General features: G+C 74.9%; 22 protein-coding genes. 12 read left to right on the top strand and 10 right to left on the bottom strand.

The genetic code is table 11. The features are described from left to right. Nucleotides 1-125: 125 nt before the first annotated feature. From ACZ51D_RS26430 to ACZ51D_RS26420, 3 genes are all read left to right on the top strand, one after another. Nucleotides 126-1229 carry an NADH:flavin oxidoreductase/NADH oxidase gene (locus ACZ51D_RS26430; protein ID WP_360497544.1) on the top strand — a complete coding sequence of 368 codons (1104 nt, stop codon included), beginning with the start codon at nt 126-128 and terminating at the stop codon, nt 1227-1229. 162 nt (nt 1230-1391) lie between these two features. Further along, nucleotides 1392-1814 (top strand): carboxymuconolactone decarboxylase family protein, encoded by a 423-nt coding sequence (locus ACZ51D_RS26425; protein ID WP_465663703.1) that lies wholly within the window; start codon nt 1392-1394, stop codon nt 1812-1814. 47 nt (nt 1815-1861) lie between these two features. After that, nucleotides 1862-2329, top strand: coding sequence for a hypothetical protein (locus ACZ51D_RS26420; protein ID WP_465663702.1), 468 nt, complete (start codon nt 1862-1864; stop codon nt 2327-2329). Between the two features lie 138 nt (nt 2330-2467). Here the strand turns inward: ACZ51D_RS26420 and ACZ51D_RS26415 are convergent, their stop codons facing one another. The 6 genes from ACZ51D_RS26415 to ACZ51D_RS26390 all read right to left on the bottom strand — a co-directional run bounded on the left by ACZ51D_RS26415 (nt 2468) and on the right by ACZ51D_RS26390 (nt 8411). After that, nucleotides 2468-3580, bottom strand: coding sequence for a hypothetical protein (locus ACZ51D_RS26415; protein ID WP_465663701.1), 1113 nt, complete (start codon nt 3578-3580; stop codon nt 2468-2470). Beyond that, nucleotides 3577-4440, bottom strand: coding sequence for a hypothetical protein (locus tag ACZ51D_RS26410; RefSeq protein ID WP_465663700.1), 864 nt, complete (start codon nt 4438-4440; stop codon nt 3577-3579). Before ACZ51D_RS26410 ends, ACZ51D_RS26415 begins: the two co-directional genes overlap by 4 nt. Next, on the bottom strand, nt 4437-5306 hold the full coding sequence (locus ACZ51D_RS26405) for a hypothetical protein (RefSeq protein ID WP_465663699.1): 870 nt from the start codon (nt 5304-5306) through the stop codon (nt 4437-4439). Before ACZ51D_RS26405 ends, ACZ51D_RS26410 begins: the two co-directional genes overlap by 4 nt. A 71-nt stretch (nt 5307-5377) precedes the next feature. Then, nucleotides 5378-6292, bottom strand: a complete 915-nt coding sequence (locus tag ACZ51D_RS26400) for a hypothetical protein (protein ID WP_465663698.1) — start codon at nt 6290-6292, stop codon at nt 5378-5380. Nucleotides 6293-6486: 194 nt separating this feature from the next. After that, a complete protein-coding gene (locus tag ACZ51D_RS26395) occupies nt 6487-6978 on the bottom strand; it encodes an RNA-guided endonuclease InsQ/TnpB family protein (RefSeq protein ID WP_465663697.1) in 492 nt (163 codons plus the stop codon). Nucleotides 6979-7418: 440 nt separating this feature from the next. Continuing rightward, a complete protein-coding gene (locus ACZ51D_RS26390; RefSeq protein WP_465615077.1) occupies nt 7419-8411 on the bottom strand; it encodes a helix-turn-helix domain-containing protein in 993 nt (330 codons plus the stop codon). Between the two features lie 71 nt (nt 8412-8482). Between ACZ51D_RS26390 and ACZ51D_RS26385 the strand changes: the two genes are divergently transcribed. The 3 genes from ACZ51D_RS26385 (at nt 8483) to ACZ51D_RS26375 (ending at nt 12482) form a co-directional block, all read left to right on the top strand. Then, nucleotides 8483-8809 carry a cupin domain-containing protein gene (locus ACZ51D_RS26385; protein WP_465615076.1) on the top strand — a complete coding sequence of 109 codons (327 nt, stop codon included), beginning with the start codon at nt 8483-8485 and terminating at the stop codon, nt 8807-8809. 166 nt (nt 8810-8975) lie between these two features. Continuing rightward, nucleotides 8976-9629: a hypothetical protein gene (locus tag ACZ51D_RS26380; protein WP_465663696.1), complete on the top strand. Its 654-nt coding sequence runs from the start codon at nt 8976-8978 to the stop codon at nt 9627-9629. A gap of 81 nt (nt 9630-9710) precedes the next feature. Next, entirely contained in the window at nt 9711-12482 is a 2772-nt protein-coding gene (locus tag ACZ51D_RS26375; RefSeq protein ID WP_465663695.1) for a M4 family metallopeptidase, read from the top strand. A gap of 140 nt (nt 12483-12622) precedes the next feature. Here the strand turns inward: ACZ51D_RS26375 and ACZ51D_RS26370 are convergent, their stop codons facing one another. After that, on the bottom strand, nt 12623-13606 hold the full coding sequence (locus ACZ51D_RS26370) for a hypothetical protein (RefSeq protein WP_465663694.1): 984 nt from the start codon (nt 13604-13606) through the stop codon (nt 12623-12625). A 254-nt stretch (nt 13607-13860) separates the two neighbouring features. On the opposite strand from ACZ51D_RS26370, the gene ACZ51D_RS26365 reads away from it, so the two are divergent. Both ACZ51D_RS26365 and ACZ51D_RS26360 read left to right on the top strand, forming a co-directional pair. After that, nucleotides 13861-15027 (top strand): alpha/beta hydrolase, encoded by a 1167-nt coding sequence (locus ACZ51D_RS26365; RefSeq protein WP_465663693.1) that lies wholly within the window; start codon nt 13861-13863, stop codon nt 15025-15027. Nucleotides 15028-15081: 54 nt separating this feature from the next. After that, entirely contained in the window at nt 15082-16188 is a 1107-nt protein-coding gene (locus ACZ51D_RS26360; RefSeq protein ID WP_465663692.1) for an RICIN domain-containing protein, read from the top strand. Nucleotides 16189-16198: 10 nt separating this feature from the next. Here ACZ51D_RS26360 and ACZ51D_RS26355 read toward each other — a convergent pair whose 3' ends face one another. Continuing rightward, nucleotides 16199-16636: a hypothetical protein gene (locus ACZ51D_RS26355; RefSeq protein WP_465615070.1), complete on the bottom strand. Its 438-nt coding sequence runs from the start codon at nt 16634-16636 to the stop codon at nt 16199-16201. A gap of 22 nt (nt 16637-16658) precedes the next feature. Then, nucleotides 16659-17180: a peptidylprolyl isomerase gene (locus ACZ51D_RS26350; protein ID WP_360497583.1), complete on the bottom strand. Its 522-nt coding sequence runs from the start codon at nt 17178-17180 to the stop codon at nt 16659-16661. Between the two features lie 208 nt (nt 17181-17388). Between ACZ51D_RS26350 and ACZ51D_RS26345 the strand changes: the two genes are divergently transcribed. The 3 genes from ACZ51D_RS26345 (at nt 17389) to ACZ51D_RS26335 (ending at nt 18967) form a co-directional block, all read left to right on the top strand. Next, nucleotides 17389-17589 (top strand): hypothetical protein, encoded by a 201-nt coding sequence (locus ACZ51D_RS26345; RefSeq protein ID WP_465663691.1) that lies wholly within the window; start codon nt 17389-17391, stop codon nt 17587-17589. After that, on the top strand, nt 17582-17878 hold the full coding sequence (locus ACZ51D_RS26340; RefSeq protein WP_465615069.1) for a hypothetical protein: 297 nt from the start codon (nt 17582-17584) through the stop codon (nt 17876-17878). The genes ACZ51D_RS26345 and ACZ51D_RS26340 overlap by 8 nt, the downstream gene beginning before the upstream one ends. 99 nt (nt 17879-17977) lie before the next feature. After that, nucleotides 17978-18967 carry an NAD-dependent epimerase/dehydratase family protein gene (locus tag ACZ51D_RS26335; protein WP_465663690.1) on the top strand — a complete coding sequence of 330 codons (990 nt, stop codon included), beginning with the start codon at nt 17978-17980 and terminating at the stop codon, nt 18965-18967. A 7-nt stretch (nt 18968-18974) separates the two neighbouring features. Here the strand turns inward: ACZ51D_RS26335 and ACZ51D_RS26330 are convergent, their stop codons facing one another. After that, a complete protein-coding gene (locus tag ACZ51D_RS26330; RefSeq protein ID WP_465663689.1) occupies nt 18975-19304 on the bottom strand; it encodes a DUF1330 domain-containing protein in 330 nt (109 codons plus the stop codon). A gap of 274 nt (nt 19305-19578) precedes the next feature. On the opposite strand from ACZ51D_RS26330, the gene ACZ51D_RS26325 reads away from it, so the two are divergent. Beyond that, on the top strand, nt 19579-21456 hold the full coding sequence (locus tag ACZ51D_RS26325) for a glycoside hydrolase family 35 protein (protein WP_465663688.1): 1878 nt from the start codon (nt 19579-19581) through the stop codon (nt 21454-21456). The last annotated feature ends 8 nt before the right edge of the window (nt 21457-21464 follow it).

The raw sequence follows: 21464 nt of genomic DNA, 5'->3' as shown, positions 1-21464 counted from the left end.
GGGATGGGGATGGACCTTGCAGATGCGTGCGCGCGCAACTATCTTTGGAGTCATAAGTTGCAGCTGCAATCAGTTGCGGGTGCGCCCCTGCGTCCTGGCGCCGCCGACCCCACCGGGAGTCCGACATGAGCACCACCCTCTTCACCCCGTACACCCTGCGGGCGCTGACCGTCCCCAACCGGATCTGGATGCCGGCGATGTGCCAGTACAGCGCCGTGCCGGGCGGGGACACGGCCGGCGTCCCGACGGACTGGCACTTCACCCACCTCGCGGCGCGCGCCGCCGGCGGCACCGGGCTGATCATCACGGAGGCCACCGCCGTCAGCCCCGAGGGCCGCATCAGCCCGTACGACCTCGGGATCTGGAACGACGAGCAGGCCGCGGCCTTCCGGCGGATCACCGCCTTCCTGAAGTCCCAGGGCACCGTCGCCGCGATCCAGCTCGCCCACGCCGGGCGCAAGGCGTCCACCGAGCGGACCTGGGTCGACCGCGGGCGCCCCGTCGCCGCCGACGAGGAGCACGGCTGGGTACCGGTCGGCCCCAGCGCCGCGCCCTTCTCCCCCGCCCACACCACACCGCAGGAGCTGACCGAGGAGCAGATCGGCGCGATCGTGCGCCGGTTCGCCGACGCCGCCCGGCGCGCGCTGGACGCCGGCTTCCAGGTCGCCGAGATCCACGGCGCCCACGGCTACCTGATCCACGAGTTCCTCTCCCCCCACACCAACCGCCGCACCGACGGCTACGGCGGCTCCTTCGAGGGCCGCATCCGCTTCGCGCTGGAGGTCGTCGACGCGGTGCGCGCGGTGTGGCCCGAGGAACTGCCGGTCTTCTTCCGCGTCTCCGCGACCGACTGGCTCACCGAGAACCCGCAGGACGGCCGCGAGGGCTGGACCTCCCAGGACACCGTCCGCCTCGCCAAGGAACTGCAGGCGCACGGCGTGGACCTGCTGGACGTCTCCACCGGCGGCCTCGTCCCCGACGCCCGGATCGAGGCCGCGCCCGGCTTCCAGGTGCCCTTCGCCGAGGCCGTGCGCACCGAGGCCGGCCTGCCCGTGGCCGCCGTCGGCCTGATCACCGACCCCGCCCAGGCCCAGGCCATCGTCGCCGAGGGCCGCGCCGACGCCGTCCTGCTCGGCCGCGAACTGCTGCGCGACCCGTACTGGGCCCGCCGCGCCGCCGCCGAACTCGGCGGCGAGGTCCCCTCCCCCGTCCAGTACCACCGCTCCTGACCGTCCCTGACGCCCGCGGCCCCGGAGTGTCGGGCTTGAGTTGGAGTGCACTCCAAGTCCTACGGTTCTGCCGTGGGTCCCGCCCGCCGACCTCGGCGGGCGGGACCGGTCGGGATCGGGACGAGGGCCGCCGGTAGGGGCGGCCGGGAGAGGAGTGCCGCGATGAGCACGGCCGCGAACGACGCAGAGGTCCGCCGGGAGCGCTTCGAGCACGGGATGGAGGTGCTCGAGCGCATCGACGGCGAGGTCGGGCGCCGGGTCGTGCAGTCGCTGGACGACATCAGCCCCGAACTCGGGCACCAGATCGTCGCCTGGGGATTCGGGGAGATCTACAGCCGCCACCAACTCGCCCCGCGCGACCGCCAGTTGGTCACGCTGGGGATGCTCACCGCGCTCGGCGGGTGCGAGCCGCAGCTGGAGGTCCACATCAACGCCTCCCTCAACGTGGGGCTCACCCCCGAGGAGATCGTCGAGGCGCTGCTGCACTCCGCCGGCTACTGCGGCTTCCCCAAGGCGCTGAACGCCACCTTCGTCGCCAAGAAGGTGTTCGGCGAGCGTGGCCTGCTGCCGGTCGCCGGCGCCTGACGAGCAGCAACGGCTGGCAGCTGGCCTGGCTGCCGGGCGGCCGGGCGGTGATCAGCGGCTTCGACGTGGACTTCAGCACCGAGCGCGACGAGGCGCAGCTGCTGGCGGGCGCGCCGGACTGGGTGCCCGCGCCGGCCGACCGGGCCGGGTTCTGCTTCTGGTGGGAGCCGGACGGCGGGAACTGGCGCAGCGCACCCGGCGAGACGGACCCCGGCGCACGCCTGACCGGCGCGGTGGAGAACGTCGAGGACCACCTGGCCGACCGGGTCCGGGAGCGGGTCCCGCAGGGGGAGGCGGACGAGTCGGCGTACGTCGCCGGCTTCGGCCGGCGGCTGACGGAACTGCTGGACGCCGCCCGCGCGCAGCGCCTGACCGTCGGCGAGCTGGCGCCGGTCCTGGCCTGCTTGGCCGATCCGCAGGACCTGCGGCCGGCCGCCGCCCTCGCGGTCGCCGCGCGGGCGGGCTTCACGGCGGGCACCCGCCGGCCGTGGGACGCGGCGCCGGCGCAGGCCTGACGCCGTCCGAGGCCGTCTGACCGCGCCGTGCCGCCGTCCGCCGCCGTCCGCCGCTGCCTGGCGCCGCCGTGTGGCCGCCGTGTGGTTGAGCGCAGGAAGTCGGCCGGGCCGACTTCCTGCGCTCGGCCACGCCCGGGCTCAGGCCAGGATGTCGGACTGCAGGGTGACGACCTGGCGGAACGGGGCGGTGGGCACGCCGTTGGGATAGGTCATGGTGACGACGGCCAGGATGTCGGAGGCGCAGAGGTAGGCGACGCGGGCGGTGGGGTTGCCCTTGGGGGCGCTCGCAGTGGACTCCAGGGTGGTCAGCTCCACGCCGTCGACGGTGTCCCAGTCCGTGTGGGCGGTGGACTTCGTGTCGGGGGCGGCCTTGGAACGGCCCTTGGAGCGCAGCGAGGTGTAGGTGTCCCAGGACTCGCCGGTGGAGCCGAAGCGCAGCAGCCGGATCTGGGTGCGGGTGCCGTCGGAGGCCGTCCACTCCCGGACGGTGGCCGCGCGGCAGGCGTTCTGCAGGAGCAGTTCGCGCAGCTTGGCCGGGTCCTGCTGCTCGGCGAGGATCGCGTCGCAGGGCACCCAGGCCGCGGCGGCTGCGGCGGCCTGGGCGGGGGTGGGGGCTGCCGTCGGGGACGCGGCCGGCGGCGTGGTCGGCGACGCCGTCGGGGATCCCGAGGCGGTGGGGCTCGCCGTGGGGGCCGGGAAGGTCGGCGCGGTCACGGAGCCGCCGGCCTCCTTGGGGGCGGGCAGCAGCAGGTAGCGCAGGTCCGCGTAGTGGAGGGACTTGCCCTTGGCGTCCGGCGCGGCCTTGCCCGAGGGCAGGGGCGGCAGGGTCAGCGGCGGGAAGGTGTAGCGGCCGTCGCTCGCGGTGGCCAGGCCCGGGATGTCGGTGCGCTCGGGGGCGGTGACGGCCAGGGCGGTGCCGGTGCCGGCGAGGGCGAACACCAGGGCGGCGCAGCTCCAGCGCACCGCGGCCTTGCGGCGCCGGGCCCGGCGGGCCTCCTGCTCCGCGAGGGCCTCGGGGGTCAGGGCGGGCGCGGTGAACTCGACGGCCCCGATGGCGGTTTCGGGCAGCGGCGGCGCGGGCGGGGCCGTCGGTGCCTCCGGGGTCACGGGCGGCGCGGGCGGGGCCGTCGGTGCCTCCGGGGTCACGGGCGGCGCGGGCGGGGCCGTCGGTGCCGCCGGGGTCACGGGCGGCGCGGGCGGCGGCGGGAGCGGGTCCGACGCGGGCTGCGGCGGGGTGGCGTGGTCGGTCATGCGGACGCTCCCGGGCGGGCGAGGCGGTCGAGCTGCAGGGTGAAGAGGGCGACGATCTTGTCCTTGGGCAGCGGTGCCACGCCCTCGGCGTTCATGACGACCAGCAGGTCGCCCTCGGCGGCCGAGCACTCCAGGTAGTCGATCGGCGCGGACGGCGCCGCCGGCATCAGGTAGCAGTGCGCCTCGGGGTGGCCCGGGATCGCCGGGCCGATCCGGAAGAGGCCGGTGTCGCCGGTGAAGACCGCGGTGTACTCGTTGATCCGCTGCACTTCCTGCTGGTTGAACTGGCGCAGCTTCAGGCCGATCACCAGGTCGTCCCCGCTGGAGAGGTAGGAGCGCACGCCGGTGGCCTTGATGTGCAGGCCGTCCCAGTAGGAGCGGAGCTTGTCGCGCTTCTCCTTGGGGACCTGCTGGAGTTCGGCGTCCAGCTGGGCGGCCAGCTGCTCGCCGTTCAGCTCGGTGTCGTTGCCGTAGACGCCGTCGTCGGGGCCGAGTTCGTAGCCGGCCGGGACGGGCAGCAGCAGGTCGCGCAGCGCGCCGAAGTGGCTGCCGTTGGACTTGGCGCCGTACGGGGTCGCGGTCGCGGTCGGGGTGGGCCCGGTGGACGGGGCGGCGGCGGTGGCCGGGGCCGGGTCGTCGTACTGGGTCTTGATGATGCCGATGCCGATGACCACGCCGACCAGCGCGGCGGCTGCCGTCGCGGCGCCCGCGCGCAGCAGGCGGCGGGAGGCGGGGTTGGGCGCGGTGGGGGCCTGCGCGTCGGCGGCCTGCGCGTCGGCGGGCACCTGGTCAGGCGTGGGCGTCGGCTCGGGCTCGGGTGCGGGCGCGGCCGGGTTCGCGGTCACGGTGTCGTCGTTCATACCAGCCGCTCCCACTGTCGCTTGGCGAGGTCCTTGAGGAGGTCGGCGTTCACCTGCTGGGTGCCGAAGACCTCGATCGTCATCTGCAACGAGCCGCGCTTGGCGACGGCCTGGCCGTAGTAGTACTGCTCGGTGCTCTCGGCCCAGTGCCGGGGCTCGGACTCCACCTTGTAGCCGCCGTTGGCGCCGTCGGCGAACGACGGCCAGCTGGCGGACTTCGCCTCGTCGGCGTGGTCCGGCGCGAACTGGATCAGCGAGACGCGGTAGAGGGTGTTGTCCTTTTTCCAGTCCACCTCGGCCGCGCGCCGGAAGCCGCGCGAGGCGAGGTCCCGGAACGCGAAGGCCGCGTTGCCGCTCTGCTCGGCGACCTCGCCGATCGAGATCCAGCTGGGCTTGTCCGGGTTCTCGCTCCAGGGAGTGCTGCCCTCGGGGGCGGTGATCAGCAGCTTGGTCAGGTCGCCGTCGATGGCAAGCGGCGCGGGCTGCTCGGCGGCGAGGGCGGCCGGGTCGACCACCTCGGCCGGGTAGGACGGGCGCGCGGCCTGCAGCGGCGGCAGCGGCGTGGGCGGGCGCTGGGCCTGCACGGCGTAGCCGACGCCGCCGCCGGCCAGGGCGCCCAACACCAGGGCGCAGGCGGCCAGCAGCACCGGGCGGGGGCGGCGCGGGACGCGGGGGGCTCGCTCGGGGCCGGCCTCCAGCAGGTCGCCCGGCTCGGTGGCGAACGGGTCGGCGGCGGGCGGCTCGGTGGCGGGCGGCTCGGTGGCGTACGGCGCGGCGGCGGGCGGCTCGGTGGCGGGCGGCGGTGGAACGGCGGGTGCGGGCGGCGCGGCGGGCGCGGGTACCGGCTCCGCGGGTTCGGTGGTCACGGAAGTGGCTCCAGAGGAGGAAGGAAGGGGTGGCGTCGGAGGGCGGGCGGCGGCGCGCGTGGGCGCGGGGCTCAGCCGCCCGAGGCGAGCCAGTCGCGCTGGCGCTTCATCAGCTCGCTCAGCAGCGCCTTGTCCGGCGTGCCCTTCACATCGACGTCGATCGTGTACTGGACGTCGCCCTGGCTGGCGATGCCGGTCATCGAGCCGGTGTACGCCTGCTGCTTGGGCTTCTTGAGGTAGCCGCGGGCGTCGGGGAGGCCGTCGATGTCGACCGGGTCCAGCGACTTGATCTTGTAGCCCTTGACGAAGTCGGTCGCCATCGCGGCGGAGCCGAAGTGCAGCAGGGTGACGGTCACCTCGGCCTTGCCGTCGGCCGTCCGGTACATCCGGGTCGCGCCCTCCTTGTAGCCGTAGGAGGCGAGGATGTCCTTGATGCCGTCCTGCTTGCCGAAGAGGTCGGCGACGTCCTCGTCGGTCATCGTCATCCCGTCCGCGGGCCCGTACGACTCGCCGCCGGCGGGGATCGGGAGCAGGAAGTAGCGCAGGTCGCCCTCGTGCTTGCTGCCGCTGACCGTGCCCTTGACGGTGCTGACCGGGGCGGGCTCGGCCGGGACGGCAGTCGGCGCCGGGACGGGCTCGGGGGTGGGCGAGGCGCTCGCGGTGGCGCTCGCGCTCGCCTTCGGGGCGGCGGTGACGGCGGGTGCGGCGGCGGCCGGGTGGGCGTCGGGCTTGCCGACGGCGACGGTCACCGCGGCGCTGGCCGCCGTGACGGCGAGCAGGCCGGCGGTGGCCAGCGCGACGCCGACGGCGCGCGGCAGGCGGCGCGCGGACGGAGCCTGCGCGGGCTGCGGCTCCGGCTCCGGCTCCAGCTCCGGCTGCGGCTGCGGCTGCGGCTGCGACGTCACGGTCTCGCCGGCAGCGGGCTCCCCGGCCGGAGCGGAGGCCGCCGGCGGAACCGGCGCGGTGGCCGGAGCGGGAACAGGCACGGGAACAGGCACGGGTGGCTGGGCCGGTGCCGGCGGTTCGGCGGCGGCGCTCTCGTTCTCGGGCTCGGGCTCGGGCAAGGGACTCCCCCAGGGAAAGAATGCGGAATCTCACGCGCCGGGGCCCTCGCGGGACCCACTCCCCCAGCAGGTCCTCCGGACCGTCCGTCACGCGTGTCAGCAGGAATTTTGGCATCCTACCCGCGCTGACGCACGGGGATTCCGGCCGCGCCTGCCGCACGGGGCTTGCGCCCGGTGCGGCCGGTGTTCCGGTGGGTTCCTGTTTCAACGGGCCGTGCCTGGCGTGGGATCGCCACGCCGGGGCTTACCGGCCCTCCGCAGGCGTTTAGCCTGTCCGCCCGCCCGGCGGCCAGGATGTTCCGAGCAGCATTGAGGTCACGATCGTGGAAGGTACCGCATGCACCGCACGTCCACGTGCGGACGTCCAGCGGCTTGGGCCTGTCCAGCACGCCGCAGGTGGAGCACACCTGCGACGTGGGTTCGTACCGGCCGATCACGCCGACGTGCCGTCCGTACCGCGTGGCCTTCTCCTCAAGGAGCCGGCGGAAGGTGGCCCATCCGGCGTCGTGGACGGACTTGGCCAGGCGGGTGCGGGCGAGGCCGCGCACGTTCAGGTGCAGCCAGTCCATGCGGGTGTCGGCCACCTTGGCGTGCGCCTTGGCGAGCAATAGGAGTACCTGAGATACACGGGACCAACCTACCGGCAGGCACTGACAACCACCTGCGGCCACCTGCACGGCGGTCCGCCATAACGGCGGAACGCCGCCTCCGAACCCACTCCGCAGACAGTCCATTTCTCCCCCGCAAGCGGGAGGTACCCCCACCCCCGGCCAAAGCCGGGGGTGTCCACGGAGGTCCCCGATGAGAGTCCGCTGACAGGGCTTCCAACAAATCAATCACCGCACATTCGCCCAATAGTTGACGAACCGGACACGTCGTGATCCAACCGCAATCGGGCGCCGCCCGGTGTCAGTACGCGGCCGCGGCGGTGCGGGCGGCCGCGGCCGAGGCCTGGGGGGCCGGCTTCGTCGGTGAGCCGGGCCAGGTGGCCGTCGGGGCGGACCAGGGCGGCGGTGACGGTGTGCCGGGCGGGGCGACGCAGGACCGGCTAGCCGCCGCCGAAGGTGCGGCGGTAGGCGCCGGGGGTGGTGCCGAGGGCGGTACGGAAGCGGCGGCGCAGGTTGACGGCGGAGGCGAGGCCGACCCGGTCGGCGACGGCCTCCACCGGCAGGTCGGTGCGCTCCAGCAGGGCCCGGGCGGCGTCGATGCGCCGGGCCAGCAGCCACTGGCCGGGGCTGGTGCCCAGCTGCTCGGCGAAGCGGCGGGCCAGGGTGCGCCCGGACACCCCGGCGCGGGCGGCCAGTTCGTCCACCGCCAGCCGCTCCCCCAGGCGCTGTCCGGCCCACTCCAGCAGCGGCGCCAGCGACTCGTCCGCCCGGGCCGGCTCCGGGGCGGCGGCGTACTGCAGCTGGCTGCCCTCGCGGTGCGGGGGCAGCACCATGTGCCGGGCGACCTGGGCGGCGTAGGCCGCGCCGTGGTCGCGGCGCAGCAGGTGCAGGCACAGGTCGATGCCGGCGCCGGACCCGGCGCTGGTGGCGACGTCGCCGTGGTCGACGTACAGGACGTCCCGGTCCACCCGCAACGCCGGGTATTCGGAGGCGAGTTGGGCGGTGCGGCCCCAGTGGGTGGTGGCGCTGCGGCCGTCCAGTAGTCCGGCCCGGGCGAGGACGAAGGCGCCGGTGCAGATGGAGACGATCCGGGCGCCGCGCGCGTGGGCGGCGCGCAGCGCGGCGAGGACGTCGGCCGGGACGGGGGAGCCGGGCGGCTGCCAGCCGGGGATGACGACGGTGTCGGCCTCCTCCAGTGCCGTCAGGCCGTCCTCGACCAGCAGCGGGACGCCGAGGGTGGTGGGCACCGGGCCGGGGGTGCGGGTGCACAGCCGGAAGTCGTAGTGGGCGGCCAGGCCGGGCCGCTCGGTGCCGAAGACCTCGGCGGCGCAGGCGAGTTCGAAGGGCGACTGGGGTGCGCCGAGCAGGGCCACCACCCGGTGGCGGCGCGCGGCGGTGGCGGGGGCGGGGGTCTTCAGGACTGCGACGCTCATGGCAGGAATGTACCTGAGGATGTCTTTTCGGACTCTGGGGCGGCGGGTGCGGGGGCGGCCACAGTGGGGGCATGGACGACAAGGACACGGAACTCAAGACATCGCTGCTGGTGGACGAGGTGGAGCCGATGGAGGTCGCGCCGGGGATCGTGCGGCGCAGGCTGACGGCCACCGGGTACGCGCGCGGCTGGCTGATCGACTTCGCGCCGGGCAGCCGGTGGCCGGAGGTCGACGTGCACGGCACCGAGGAGCGGTACTTCGTGCTGAGCGGGGAGGTGATCGAGGGCGAGGAGCGCCACCCGGCGGGCAGCTACGTGGTGTTCGCGCCGGGCAGCAGCCACCGGCCGCGCACCGAGACCGGCGCGCGGATGCTCGGGGTCACCGTAATGAAGGCCTGAACACCTGGATGCCTGGACACCTGAACGCCCCGCCTCCGGAGAGCCCGTGACGATGTCGCGGCCCCGTCACCGCTCGGCACGGATCCCGGCCCGGGGGTGTGGGCGGCCCCCCGGGCGGTAGGAGGATCGGCGGGAGGGCCGGACGACGGGGGGGAATGGCGGCGACGTGGGCGACCTGACGGGCGGGGGGCGCGGGCGGGGGTGGACGGCACCGGCCGCGGTGGCGCTGGCGGTGCCGGCCGTCGCGGGCGCGTCGGCGGTGTGGGCGTGGTCGCAGGACCGGCCGGTGGGCGGGGCGTGGCTGTGGGTGTGCGCCGTCGCGCTGGCGGTGGCCGTCGCCGCCTGCGTCCCGCTGAGCCGCCGGGCGGCGGGCCGGGGCTTCGCGCCGGTCGCCTCCTTCGCGGTGCTGCTCCTGCTGGCCCTCTGGGGCACGGCGTTCGCGGCGGCCCAGGCCGCCGACACCGTCCGCACCCGGGTGCACGAGCCGCCCAGTGTGTGGGCCGTGGTGACGCACTGCCGGGTGACCGGCCAGGTGCCGGTGGAGGGCGGCGGGCTGGGCGACCGGACGTACGGCTGCACCTACCGCTGGAGCGTGGACGGACGGTGGTTCAGCGAGGAGCGCCCGGTCGACAAGCCCTTCCCGGACAACCACGAGGTCAAGGTCTGGCTGGAGGACGGCGGGCGGATGGCCACCGGCCGGCCGAGCCTGCCGGCGATCCCGTTCTGGATCGTCCTGGCCCTGGCCGGCCTGGCCGCCGCGGCGGCCTGCGCCGTCCACCTGGCCGGGTGGGCCCGGGACGCGGGCCTGCGCGGACCTTGATGGGCAGCCAGTCGACATATGTCGGCGGTCTGCCTATTGTGGTCGGTGCGGTGAGCCGTCGTGCCGCCGCACCCTTGACCCATGCACGAGAGGACCGCCGTGCCCCGACTCCCCCGTACCGCAAGCACATTCACCCTTGGCGCCGCAGCCGTCGTGACGCTGGCGCTGGCCGTACCGCCCGCCCTGGCCGTACCGGCGGCGGGCGCGCCCGCGCCGGACGCGGACCCGGTGCCGGCCCTGGTGGCCGGCCGCGACACCGCCGCCCCGCAGCTGGTGACCGGCCTGTCCGAACCCGCCCAGGGCGACCCGGCCCCGGCCGCCCTGGCCCACCTCGCCGCGCACCCCGACCGCTACCACATCGACACCGGCGAGCTGGCCGAACTCGGCTCCACGCAGGGCCCCGACGGCCGGCGCACCGTCAGGTTCGAGCAGCGCCACGGCGGGATCCCGGTGCTCGGCGGCCAGTACCTGGTGCACCTGTCCGGCCAGGGCGCCGGGCAGAAGGTGGAATCGGCGGGCGGGCGCTACTTCACCGGCCTGAGCGCCCCCACCGCCCCCACCGTCCCGGCCGAGACCCTGCGGCAGGCGGCGCTCACCGCGCCGACCGGCCCCCAGGCCGCCGCACCCGCAAGCCCGCAGACCACCGCCACCGCCACCGCCGAGGACCGCGGCGCGGTGATCCTGCCCGACGGCGGCGGCCGCCTGACCGAGCACTACACCGTGCGCGACAAGGCCGCGGCCGGCGTCCGGGAGGTGTACGTCGACGCCACCACCGGCGCGGTCGCCCTCGCCCACGACGCCGGCGCGCCCCACCCGGCGACCGGGGCGGCGACCGCCCCGGCCCCCGCCGCCGCCGACAGCCTGCAGCCCGCCACCGGCACCGCCCCCGACGCCCACGGACGCACCGCCGCCGTGAACATCGCCAAGCGGGCGGACGGCACCTACCAGCTCACCGACCTCACCCGCCCCGCCACCATCACCACCTACGACGCCGACGGCCGCGACGCGGGCGACTTCGACCACGTGCCCGTCCCCGCCGACGCCGTCCCCGCCTCCTCCCCCACCCCCGACTTCCCCGCCGCCACCGGCGAGCACGGCGCCACCGACGCCCACGTCAACGCCGGTATCGTGTACGACTTCTACCGCGACCGGCTCGGCCGCGACGGCCTGGACGGCAAGGGCGGGGCGATCGTCTCCGTGGTGAACGCGAGCGACGGCGGCAAGCCGTTCCCGAACGCGTTCTGGGACGGCTCCAAGATGGTCTACGGCTCCGGCCCCGGCTACTACCCGTTCTCCGTCGCCTTGGACGTGGCCGCGCACGAGATGACCCACGGCGTCGTCGAGCACACCGCCGACCTCTTCGCCCTCGGCCAGCCCGGCGCCATGAACGAGGGGATCTCCGACTACTTCGGCAACGCCATCGAGGCCACCGCCCGCGGCCTGTCCATGGACGACCCAGCCGCCGCACTGCTCGGCGAGGGCCTGTGCCGCGGCGGCACCCCGCAGGCCTGCGCCCAGCGCCGCCTGGACGACCACCGCACCACGGAGGCCGACTACCTGGGCACCCGCTACGAAATCGACCAGGGCGGAGCGCACTACAACTCCACCATCTTCAGCGGGGCGCTGTGGGACATCCGGCGCACCCTCGACCCGCTCACCGCCGACCGGGTCGTCTACCACGCGCTCGCCGACTACCTCACCCCGCTGGACGACTTCACCGCCGGCCGCGACGCGGTCCTCTCGGCCGGCCGCGACCTGGGCCTCACCAAGCGTCAACTGCGCTCCGTCGCGGCCGCGTTCGACGCGCACGGGATCCGCCCCGGCTGGCAGAAGCGGCTCGGCACCGACAGCCGCACCCTGCTGCCGAACATCTCCAACGGCATGGCCACCCCGGCCGTCGCCCGCGGCCACTGGCTGATCCTCGGCGACGGTCCCGCCGGCACCGGCCTGTACACCGGCACCGTCGACGGACACGGCACCCCGGTACGCCTGAGCCCCGAGGACGGCCGCATCCACAGCTGGGCCACCACCGACGGCACCAACGCCGTCTGGGCGGCCATGGGCGGCCCCCAGGGCGCGAGCCAGGAAGTGCTGACCGCCCCGCTGAGCGGTGCCGGCCCCGTACGCAGCGTCTTCCGCTCCACCAGCACCGCCCAGCAGCTCGGCAACGCCCGGATCTCCGGCACCGACATCGCCTTCACCCTCACCGAGAACGGCCACACCCGGCCGTACCTGAGCCACGACGGCGGCGCGCCGGTCGCACTCCCGGTGCCCGAGGGGCACAACGCGTCCGAACTCGCCCTCAAGGACGGCCTCCTCGCCTGGAACGAGACCTGGCGCGACGGCGACGGCCCGCTGGTGACCGTACCGACGCTCTACTCCGTCGCCGCCGGGAAGGTCACCGCCCGGTACGCCGAACACGCCCCGGCCGGAACCGGGCCCAGCAGCGCCGCCTCCCTCACCCTGGCGGGCGGACGCCTGCTGTGGCTGGACTTCCCCGCCGACCACACCCGGCGCGCCACCATCCGCTCCGCGGCCCTGGACGGCTCGGGCATCGTCGACCTGCTGAGCGGCGACTCCCCGAACGCCCCGCGCTCCACCGTCCTCACCGCCTCCGACCAGGCCGTCACCTACCGGGTCGAGAGCGACAAGCCCGCCGGCGGCTGGACCAACGCCGCGCTGCCCAAGCTGTGGCAGGTCCCGCTCGCCGGCGGCACCCCGCAGCGCCTCTCCTGCGACCGCGGCGGCCAGTACGAGGCCGCCGCCGACCAGGGCACCCGGGTGATCTGGCTGGACGCGACCGCCGGCCGAACCGACCTGGTGGTCCGCGACCGCCCGGCGGGCGCCTGCTGAGAACGCGTCACGGACGGCAGGACGACAGGAGGGCGGGACAGCAGGACGGCAGGATGGCGGGGCCGCGGGGCGAACTGCCCTGCGGCCCCGCCGCCGTGCTGCGGCCCCGCGCTACGGCATCCCGGGCTGCGGCCCCCGGTTCAGAGCCATCCCCGGCGGGCTGCCTGGACGCCGGCCTGGAAGCGGGTGGTGGCGCCCAGGTGGGCGAGGAGGACCGAGACGCGGCGTACCACGGTGCGCCGGCCCAGGCCGAGGCGGCGGGCGATGGCGTCGTCGGTGGCGCCGCCGGCCATCAGGGTGAGAATGCGCCGGTCGCGTTCGTCGACGCGCAGGTCGACGCCGACCACGGTGGCCGGGACCGCCAGGCGCCACAGGGTCTCGAAGACGCCGGTCATGGCCTGCAGCAGGCCGGAGGGGCGGATCAGCAGGGAGACGACGCCGGGGCGGTCGTCGGCGGGCAGGGTGACGATGGCGAGGTCGTCGTCGCCGATGGCGAGTTTGAGCGGCGGCTCGTCCAGGGTGCGGGCCTGCTCCCCCGCCTCGACCATGCGGGCCATGTTGGGCCCGGCCACCGGGTCCTCGAACGCGCAGCCCTGGTAGATCGCGCGGTAGACGACGCCCGCGGCCATCCGGCGGCGCTGCAGGACCTCCTGGTCGGCGTAGTGGGCGTGGCTGCCGGAGTACGGGGGCACGTCGATGACCCGTACCTGGTGACGGGCCATCAGCTGCAGGCGGCGGCTGGCCGCGAGCACCTCGGCGGGGTCCTCGACCACCTCCAGGGCGCCGTAGCTGCCGGCGTCGCGCCGGGCGAAGCGGTAGAGGCGTTCCAGTTCGGCCCCGGCCCGGCGGGCGGTGGCCTGGCGCAGCGCGTCGCGTTGCAGCACCGTCTCGACGACCCGGCCCGGTGGCAGCGCCTCCCAGTCGTGGTCGCGGTCGTCGGCGCTGCCGGTGCTGTCGATGGCCACGGCGACGCCCTCGTCCGCGAGGTCGCGCAGGACGGCCAGCACGGTGTCCTCGTCCAGGCCCGCGCCGTGTGCCAGGTCGGCCGGGCGGGCGCGTGGCCGTCCGACCAGGCCGCGGTAGACGCGGCCGCGTTCGGAGTCCGGATCCAAGACGTCGTGCACGACACCCCCCGGTCATCGTGTCCCCTGCCGCCCGGCCGTACCGGGTGGCCGGAGGAGCCTACCCGGGCGGGTGGCTCACATGCGCCAGTGGCCCAGGTGCGCCGCCGGGCGCTCTGGCGCGGAGCGGGTGATGTGACGAGAGTTGTCGATGTTCAGACAGGAGAGGTGAGACCGATCATCAGGACCGATCGTCAGAACCGCCTGCCGGGACAGCCCGTCACCACCGCCCCGTCGAAGGCCGAGGACGACCACCCATGACCCCAGCCCGGCTCCTGCCCGCCCGGCTGCGGCGCGCCCGTACGGCCGTCGCCGCCCTGGCCGCCTGCCTGCTCCTGCTCGCCGCGCCCGCGGCCGCCGCCGTCCCCGCACAGGAGCCCGCTCCCGGGGAGTCTGCTTCCGGGGGGTCCGCTTCCGGGGGGTCCGCTTCCGGGGAGCCCGCCGGGCCGCCGCCGCTGGCGGACGGCTTCGGGCTGACCCAGGTCGGCACCGCCACCGGCAGCGCCACCAACTTCGTCATCACCGTCACCACCCCCCAGGTCGCCGGGCAGCACACCATCCGGATCCTGCTGCCCGCCGACTACGCGCAGCACCCCGACCAGCGCTACCCCGTGCTGTACTTCCTGCACGGCGCCTCGGACAACCCGAGCGACCCGGCGCTGGCCTACCCCGCGCTGGCCGCCGCGCAGTCGATGATCACGGTCATCCCGGACGGCGGCCTGCGCGGCTGGTACACCGACTGGCTCGACCAGGGCACCGCCGCCGGCGCGCAGAACTGGGAGACCTTCCACCTCAACCAGGTCCTCCCGTTCGTCGACGCCAACCTGCGCACCCGCACCGACCGCGCCCACCGGGCCGTCGGCGGCCTGTCCATGGGCGGCTTCGGCGCCCTGCACTACGCCCAGGACCGCCCCGAGCTGTTCGGCCAGGTCCTCACCATGTCCGGCGCCAACGACCTGTCCGCCGACCAGATGGTCCTGCGCGGCGCCGTCGTCGCCATGCTGACCAACGCCGGCACCGTGCTGTGCGGCCCCAGCGACGGCCGCCCCTGCGGCTTCGACTACGGGCCCACCGTCTCCAGCGACGCCCTCTTCGGCACCCCGTACCCGGTGTTCAACGCCGACTGGCGCTGGAACGCCGCCGACCCGGCCTCCCGGGCGGCCCTGCTCGCCCACACCGGCATCGCCGTCTACACCGGCAACGGCAACGGCAACCCCGCCGACATGGAGTTCTGGGCCGAGGGCACCGCCAAGCGCCTCAAGGAGCGCCTGGACGCCCTCCACCTGCCGTACCACTACGTCGACTACGGCGACGGCACCGGCTGGGGCGCCGACTGCCACGGCGGCCACACCGCGGGCTGCTGGGCGCAGGACCTCACGGACTACGTCCCGCGCCTGGAAGCGGCCTTCGCCGCCGCGCCCTGACGCCCTCCCCTCCTCTCCCCTCCCTGTTTCTCCCCTGACGAAAGGACACCCTCCTTGCCCGCCACCGAGAACCCCGGCCGTACGGCGCCCTGGCTGCGCCTGCTCGCGGCCTTCCTGGTGACCTGTTGCGCCGCTCTGGGCCTGAGCGCCGCGCCCGCCCACGCCGCCCCGGCCCCCGCGCCCGCCGCCGCTCCGGCCGCCACGTGCGCCACGCCGCAGCAGTGCCTGACCATCAAGTCGCTGAGCAACGGACGCCAACTCGACGTCCAGAACGGCAACACCGGCGACGGCGTCTACGTCGTCACCAACTCCGCGCCCGGCTACCACCAGTCCTGGCGGCTGAACGTCGACACCTCCGACTACACCTTCACCATCGTCAACAACGACACCGGCAAGTGCATCGACCTGGCCTCCTGGTTCGTCCCGGCCCTGCGCCAGCAGACCTGCGCCGGTCAGGCCAGCCAGCGCTGGTTCCTGCAGCCCGCGCCCGGCGGCGGCGACGCCTTCATGATCCGCCACGCCGGCGACAACACCTGCCTGGACCTGCTGGGCGGCGGCCAGTACGACGACGCCTGGACCGACCAGTACGCCTGCAACGGCACCGCCAACCAGCAGTGGGCCACCGGCTTCCCGCAGGCCGCCCGCACCCTGGCCGTCGACCACGCCGCCAAGCAGTGCCAGAAGGACGCCTCCACCTGCTCCTGGGCCGTCCAGAGCGAGGCCCCGGCCGCGCCGCTGCCCCGGATCTGCTCCTCCGCGGTCTGGTTCAACAACACCAGCGGCACCGTCCAGCAGAGCTTCGCGGTCACCGACACCAGCGGCTGGTCGACCTCCCTCGGCTCCGAGATCGGCAGCGAGATCTCCGCCGGCGCGCCGGGCGCCCTGAACGCGGCGGTCAAGGTCGGCCTGACCTTCACCAACGTCTGGAACGGCTCGCGCAGCGTCAACAACGCCGTCACCGTCTCCGTCCCGCAACAGCAGTACGGCTGGGTGACGCTGGCCGCGGTCGCCCGCAAGGTCACCGGCACCTGGACCTTCGATGCCCACGGCATCCCGTGGACCGCCGACGACACCATCACCATCCCGGTGACCTCCGACCCCAACGCCGGGCCGACCCTCTACGTCGCCAACACCAGCCCGACGTTCACCAGCTGCACCTGACGGTCCGCCGTCAGCTCTCCGGCCGCCGCCCGCTTTCCACCGGGCGGCGGCCGTCCGCGTCCTCCCCGGGACCGCCGCCCTCCCGGGCCAGGGCCTCGCGCGCGGCCAGCCGTCCGGCCACCCGGAAGGAGTGCTCGCGCGAGTCCAACTCGTGCACGACGGTGAAGTGCACCACCACCGCCAGCGCCACCGCCCGTCCCGGCGCCCGCTCGGCCAGCTCCTCGCGCACCCCCTCGGCCAGCGCCGCGTGGAACAGCGCCAGGTAGTGCGGGTCGGAGTCGCCGCGCACCGTGGCGTCCGGCGCCACCTCCAGGTGCACGCCCTCCTCCCACGGCTCGAAGTCCACGGTGACGATCGCCACGTCGCAGGGGCAGCCGCTCTGGCGGACGTAACGCGCCTGCACCCCGCGGATCGGGTGCGACGGGAAGCTCTGCGGTGCGACGCTCATCGGGTCCTCGGAATCCTCGGGCTCAGGAGTAGGTGATCTCGACGGACTCGATCACCACGTCCGTCACCGGGCGCTCGTCCTCGGTGGGGGCGGTGGCGATCGCGTCGACCACGGCCTTGGAGGCCGCGTCGGCGACCTGGCCGAAGATGGTGTGCCTGCGGTTGAGGTGGGCCGGAGTGCCCACCGTGATGAAGAACTGCGAACCGTTGGTACCCGGGCCGGAGTTGGCCATCGCGAGCAGGTACGGCTTGGTGAAGAACAGCTCCGGGTGGAACTCGTCCGCGAAGGCGTAGCCCGGGCCGCCGGTGCCGGTGCCGGTCGGGTCACCGCCCTGGATCATGAAGCCCGCGATCACCCGGTGGAACAGCGTGCCGTCGTAGTACGGGCCGCTGCCCGGCTCACCGGTGCGCGGGTCCGTGTACTCGCGGGTGCCCTCGGCGAGTTCGACGAAGTTGCGGACCGTCTTCGGCGCGTGGAACGGGAACAGCTCCAGGCGGATCGGGCCCGCCGTGGTGTGCAGGGTGGCGAAGCGGGCAGTGGCCACGGGGACTCTCCTCGGGATACGGCTTGTACGGCTTGTACGGCCGGCGCTTGTGCGGCTGGCGTGCCTGGTGCGCCTGGTGCGGTGATCAGGAAGATCGGCTACGGCATCCTGGCACAGCCTCGGGGTTCACGGCCGAACCGGGTGGAAGGATCCGCACGTGACACGTAGTACGTCGTCGTTTTAGTCGTAGGTCGTAGCGGAAGGGCCGGTGGCCGTGGTGGTCGGTGCGGTGCTGATCGGGGTGCTGGTACTCGTCGTCGCCGGGTGCGGATGCGTGGTGTGGGCCGACCGGGGCGGGCCGCCCTGGACCCGCGTGGTCGCGGCCCTCACGGTCCGCACCGGGGAGGTGCTGCGCAGCGCCCTGCGCAGCCGGCGGCGCCGGAACACGAACAGCGGCAGCGGTGACTGAGGGCGGCGCGGTGGAGCGGGACCGGCTGCGGGCCGTCTTCGAGTCGGTCCTGGCCGGGACCCTGGCCGGGCGCGGGGTGCCGAGCTGCCTGGGCCTGGACATGGAGACCGACGAGGCGCTGTGGGCGATCGAGTTGGCCCGCCCCGACGTGTCGCCGGACCTGGTCGAGGCGGCGCGCCGTGCCTTCGCCGGGCAGCTGGACGGCAGCAATGCGGCCCGTCAGCACGCATGGCAGGCAGGCAGGTTCGCCGGCCGGGCGGCTGGCGCGAGGCCCCGGCGGCTGACGTGAGGCCGGGGCGTCCGACGCGGGACCTCGACGGCTGACGCCGGGGCCTCGGTGCCTGACGCGCCGCGTCGCCCCGGTCGGGACGTGGATAGGGTGGGGCGGGTGAGCTTCCATCTCGTCGTCGGATACGGGCCCGCCGGGGCCGCCACCGCCCGTCTGCTGGCCGAACAGGGCCACCAGGTCCGGGTCGTCACCCGATCCGGACGCCCCGCGCACCAGCCTGCCGAGGGCGCCGAGGGCGCTGACGGCGTCGAGGGCGTCGAGGGCGTCGAGCACCTCGCCGTCGACGCGAGCGACCCCACGGCGCTGGCGCAGGCCGCGCGCGGCGCCGTCGCGATCCACGGCTGCGCCGCGCCGCCGCTGCCGCAGTGGGCCCAGCGCTGGCCGGCCCTGTCCGCCTCGCTGTGCGCGGCGGCCGAGGAGAGCGGCGCGGTGCTGGTCATGCTCGGCAACCTGTACGGCTACGGGCCACTGGCCGACCCCGCCCGCCCCATCACCGAGGACCTGCCGCTCGCCGCGACCGGACCCAAGGGGCGGGTGCGGGCGGCCGCGTGGGAGCAGGCGCGGGCGCTGCACGAGGCCGGGCGGATCCGGGCGGTGGAGGTCCGTGCCTCCGACTTCTTCGGCCCCGGCGTCACCGACGGCGGCCACCTGGCGGCGCGCGCGATGCCGGGCGTGCTCAAGGGCGGCTCCGTCGCCGTCCTCGGTGACCCGGACGCCCCGCACAGCTGGACCTACCTGCCGGACGTGGCACGGGCGTTGGTCGAGGTCGCGGGCGAGGAGCGGGCCTGGGGCCGGGCCTGGCACGTGCCCGCCGTCCCCGCCGAGCCGGTGCGCGCGATGGTCGATCGCCTGGCCGCCGAGGCCGGCACCGCGCCGGTCGCGGTGCGCCGTCTGTCCCCCGTCCTGCTGGGCGCGGCCGGGCTGTTCTCCCCGCTGCTGCGCGAACTGCGCGAGACCCGTTACCAGTTCGACCGGCCGTTCGTCGTGGACTCCTCCGCGTACGAGAAGGCGTTCACGGTGCGGGCGACGCCGCTGGAGGAGCAGGTCGCGGCGACGGTCGCGTGGTGGCGCGAGCGGGTGCGGCCGTAGCACCGGCTCAGTGCGCGAGCGCGTCCGCCCCGCGGTAGCCGGGCGTCGGCACGCCCTCGACGAGGATGATGTCGGCGTTCATGTGCCGGGTGCGCAGCGGCAGGATCTCCCGGTAGGCGGGCGAGTGCCACCAGGCGCGGGCCCGCTCGACGTCGGGGAACTCGATGACGATCGTGCCGCCGGCGCCCCAGCGGCCCTCCACCGTCTCGGACGGGCCGCCGTGGACGAGGAAGCGGCCGCCGAAGGGGTCGAGGGTGGCGTCGATGCGCTCCAGGTACTCGACGATGTCGGGGCCGAAGTCGACCGAGTGGACCTGGGCGATCGCGTAGGCGGTCATGGGGTGCTCCTGGGGTTCGTCGCGGTGGTCGGTGGTTCCTGCTGACGTCCCCGACGGTAGGGCGCGGGGGTGGCGGGCGAATCCGTCACGTATAGGTAGGGGTGACGTGCCTGCCGGTCAAATATCTCCATGTGCGGAAGGCCACATCCACAAGTCGGCGATAACTCGGAGAGTGGGGAACCGGTCACCCGGAGTCAGCACCCCGGGGTGGTTCCGGCCGGCCCGGCTAGGCTCGGGCGGGACGGGTTCTCCAGACCGGAAGGCGGGTGTGCGCATGCTCGGGTACGACGCGGACGGGTTCGTGCGGGACGGGGTGGCGCACCGGGTGGTGGCCGGGGCGGTGCACTACTTCCGGATCCACCCGGAGCTGTGGGAGGACCGGCTGCGGCGGGTGCGGGCGCTTGGGGTGAACACGGTGGACACGTACGTGCCGTGGAACTTCCACGAACTGCCGGACGGCCGGGTCGACTTCACCGGCTGGCGGGACGTGGCCCGGTTCGTGCGGCTGGCCGGGGAGATGGGCCTGGACGTGGTGCTGCGGCCCGGCCCGTACATCTGCGCGGAGTGGGAGTTCGGCGGGCTGCCGGCCCGGCTGCTGGCCGTGGACGGGCTGCGGCTGCGCTGCGCGGACCCGGCGTACCTGGCCGAGGTGGACGGCTGGTTCGACGCGCTGGTGCCCGAGGTGCTGCCGCTGCTGGCGAGCCGGGGCGGGCCGGTGGTGGCGGTGCAGGTGGAGAACGAGTACGGCAGTTACGGCGACGACACGGCCTACCTGCGGCACCTGCGCGACGGGCTGGAGCGGCGCGGCGTGGACTGCCTGCTGTTCACCACCGACGGCGCGCACGACACCATGCAGCAGGGCGGCGCCCTGCCCGGGCACCTGGCCACCGCGACCTTCGGCTCGCGCGCCCCCGAGCGGCTGGCGGTGCTGCGCCGCCACCAGCCCGAAGGGCCGCTGACCGCCATGGAGTTCTGGATCGGCTGGTTCGACCAGTGGGGCCTGCCCCACCACGTGCGCGACGCCAAGGAGACCGCCGCGTCCCTGGACGAGCTGCTGGCCACCGGCGCCTCCGTCAGCCTCTACATGGCGCACGGCGGCACCAACTTCGGCCTGTGGGCCGGCGCCAACCACTTCGGTGCGCACCCGCTGGACGGCGGGTACGAGCCGACCGTCACCAGCTACGACTACGACGCGCCGATCGGCGAGGCCGGCGAGCTGACCGACAAGTTCCACGCGCTGCGGGAGGTCATCGGCCGGTACCTGCCCCTGCCGGAGGGCGAACTGCCCGCCCCCCTGCCCCGGGTGGCGCCGCAGCGCCTGCGGGCGGACGGGCGGGCCGCGCTGCTGGAGAGCCTGGACGCGCTGTCGCAGCCGGTGGAGCGGGCCGCGCCACTGCCCATGGAGCAGCTCGGGCAGTCCCTGGGCCTGATCCACTACCGCACCCGCGTTCCCGGCCCCCGCCCCGAACTGCCGCTGCGCATCGAAGGGTTGGCCGACCGGGCGCAGGTGTTCGCGGACGGGCGCCCGCTCGGGGTGCTGGAGCGCAACTCCCCCGGTGCGACGCTGGACCTGGCCACCGGCGCCGACGGGGTCACCCTGGACATCCTGGTCGAGGCGCTGGGGCGGGTGAACTACGGCTCGAACATGGACGACCGCAAGGGCATCACGCGCGGCGTCTCGCACGGCGGGCAGCGGCTGTTCGGCTGGCAGATCCGGCCGCTGCCGCTGACGGACCTGTCCGCGCTGCGCTTCACCCCGGGCACCCCAGGCACCCCGGGCACGCCGGGTACGGCGGGTACGCCTGGTGCGGCGGGCACGGCGGGCAGGCCTGGGGTGACGGGCAGGCCGGGCACGCCGGTCCGGGACGGGGAGCCGGTGTTCCACCGTTTCACCGCCCGACTCCCCTCCCCCGCCGACGCGTTCGTCGCCCTGCCCGGCTGGGGGCGCGGACTGCTGTGGCTCAACGGCTTCCTGCTCGGCCGCTACTGCGCCGCCGGCCCCCAGCGCACCCTCTACGCCCCCGCGCCGCTGTGGCGCCCGGGCGGCAATGAGCTGGTCGTGCTGGAGCTCGAACGGCACGGCGAGGCAGTGGAGTTGCGCGACCAGCCGGACCTCGGGCCGACCACGGCGGCGCCGAGCTCCGAGTACTGACGCGCCCG

The sequence above is a fragment of the Kitasatospora sp. NPDC033851 genome (assembly GCF_055576085.1).
This window is presented reverse-complemented; position numbering and strand designations above follow the sequence as displayed.

Bases quoted from the DNA above. Each gene is read 5' to 3' on its own strand.
- ACZ51D_RS26430 (WP_360497544.1), top strand. From the start codon at position 126: ATGAGCACCACCCTCTTCACCCCGTACACCCTGCGGGCGCTGACCGTC.
- ACZ51D_RS26425 (WP_465663703.1), top strand. From the start codon at position 1,392: ATGAGCACGGCCGCGAACGACGCAGAGGTCCGCCGGGAGCGCTTCGAG.
- ACZ51D_RS26415 (WP_465663701.1), bottom strand. From the start codon at position 3,580: ATGACCGACCACGCCACCCCGCCGCAGCCCGCGTCGGACCCGCTCCCG.
- ACZ51D_RS26410 (WP_465663700.1), bottom strand. From the start codon at position 4,440: ATGAACGACGACACCGTGACCGCGAACCCGGCCGCGCCCGCACCCGAG.
- ACZ51D_RS26390 (WP_465615077.1), bottom strand. From the start codon at position 8,411: ATGAGCGTCGCAGTCCTGAAGACCCCCGCCCCCGCCACCGCCGCGCGC.
- ACZ51D_RS26385 (WP_465615076.1), top strand. From the start codon at position 8,483: ATGGACGACAAGGACACGGAACTCAAGACATCGCTGCTGGTGGACGAG.
- ACZ51D_RS26375 (WP_465663695.1), top strand. From the start codon at position 9,711: ATGCACGAGAGGACCGCCGTGCCCCGACTCCCCCGTACCGCAAGCACA.
- ACZ51D_RS26365 (WP_465663693.1), top strand. From the start codon at position 13,861: ATGACCCCAGCCCGGCTCCTGCCCGCCCGGCTGCGGCGCGCCCGTACG.
- ACZ51D_RS26355 (WP_465615070.1), bottom strand. From the start codon at position 16,636: ATGAGCGTCGCACCGCAGAGCTTCCCGTCGCACCCGATCCGCGGGGTG.
- ACZ51D_RS26330 (WP_465663689.1), bottom strand. From the start codon at position 19,304: ATGACCGCCTACGCGATCGCCCAGGTCCACTCGGTCGACTTCGGCCCC.
- ACZ51D_RS26325 (WP_465663688.1), top strand. From the start codon at position 19,579: ATGCTCGGGTACGACGCGGACGGGTTCGTGCGGGACGGGGTGGCGCAC.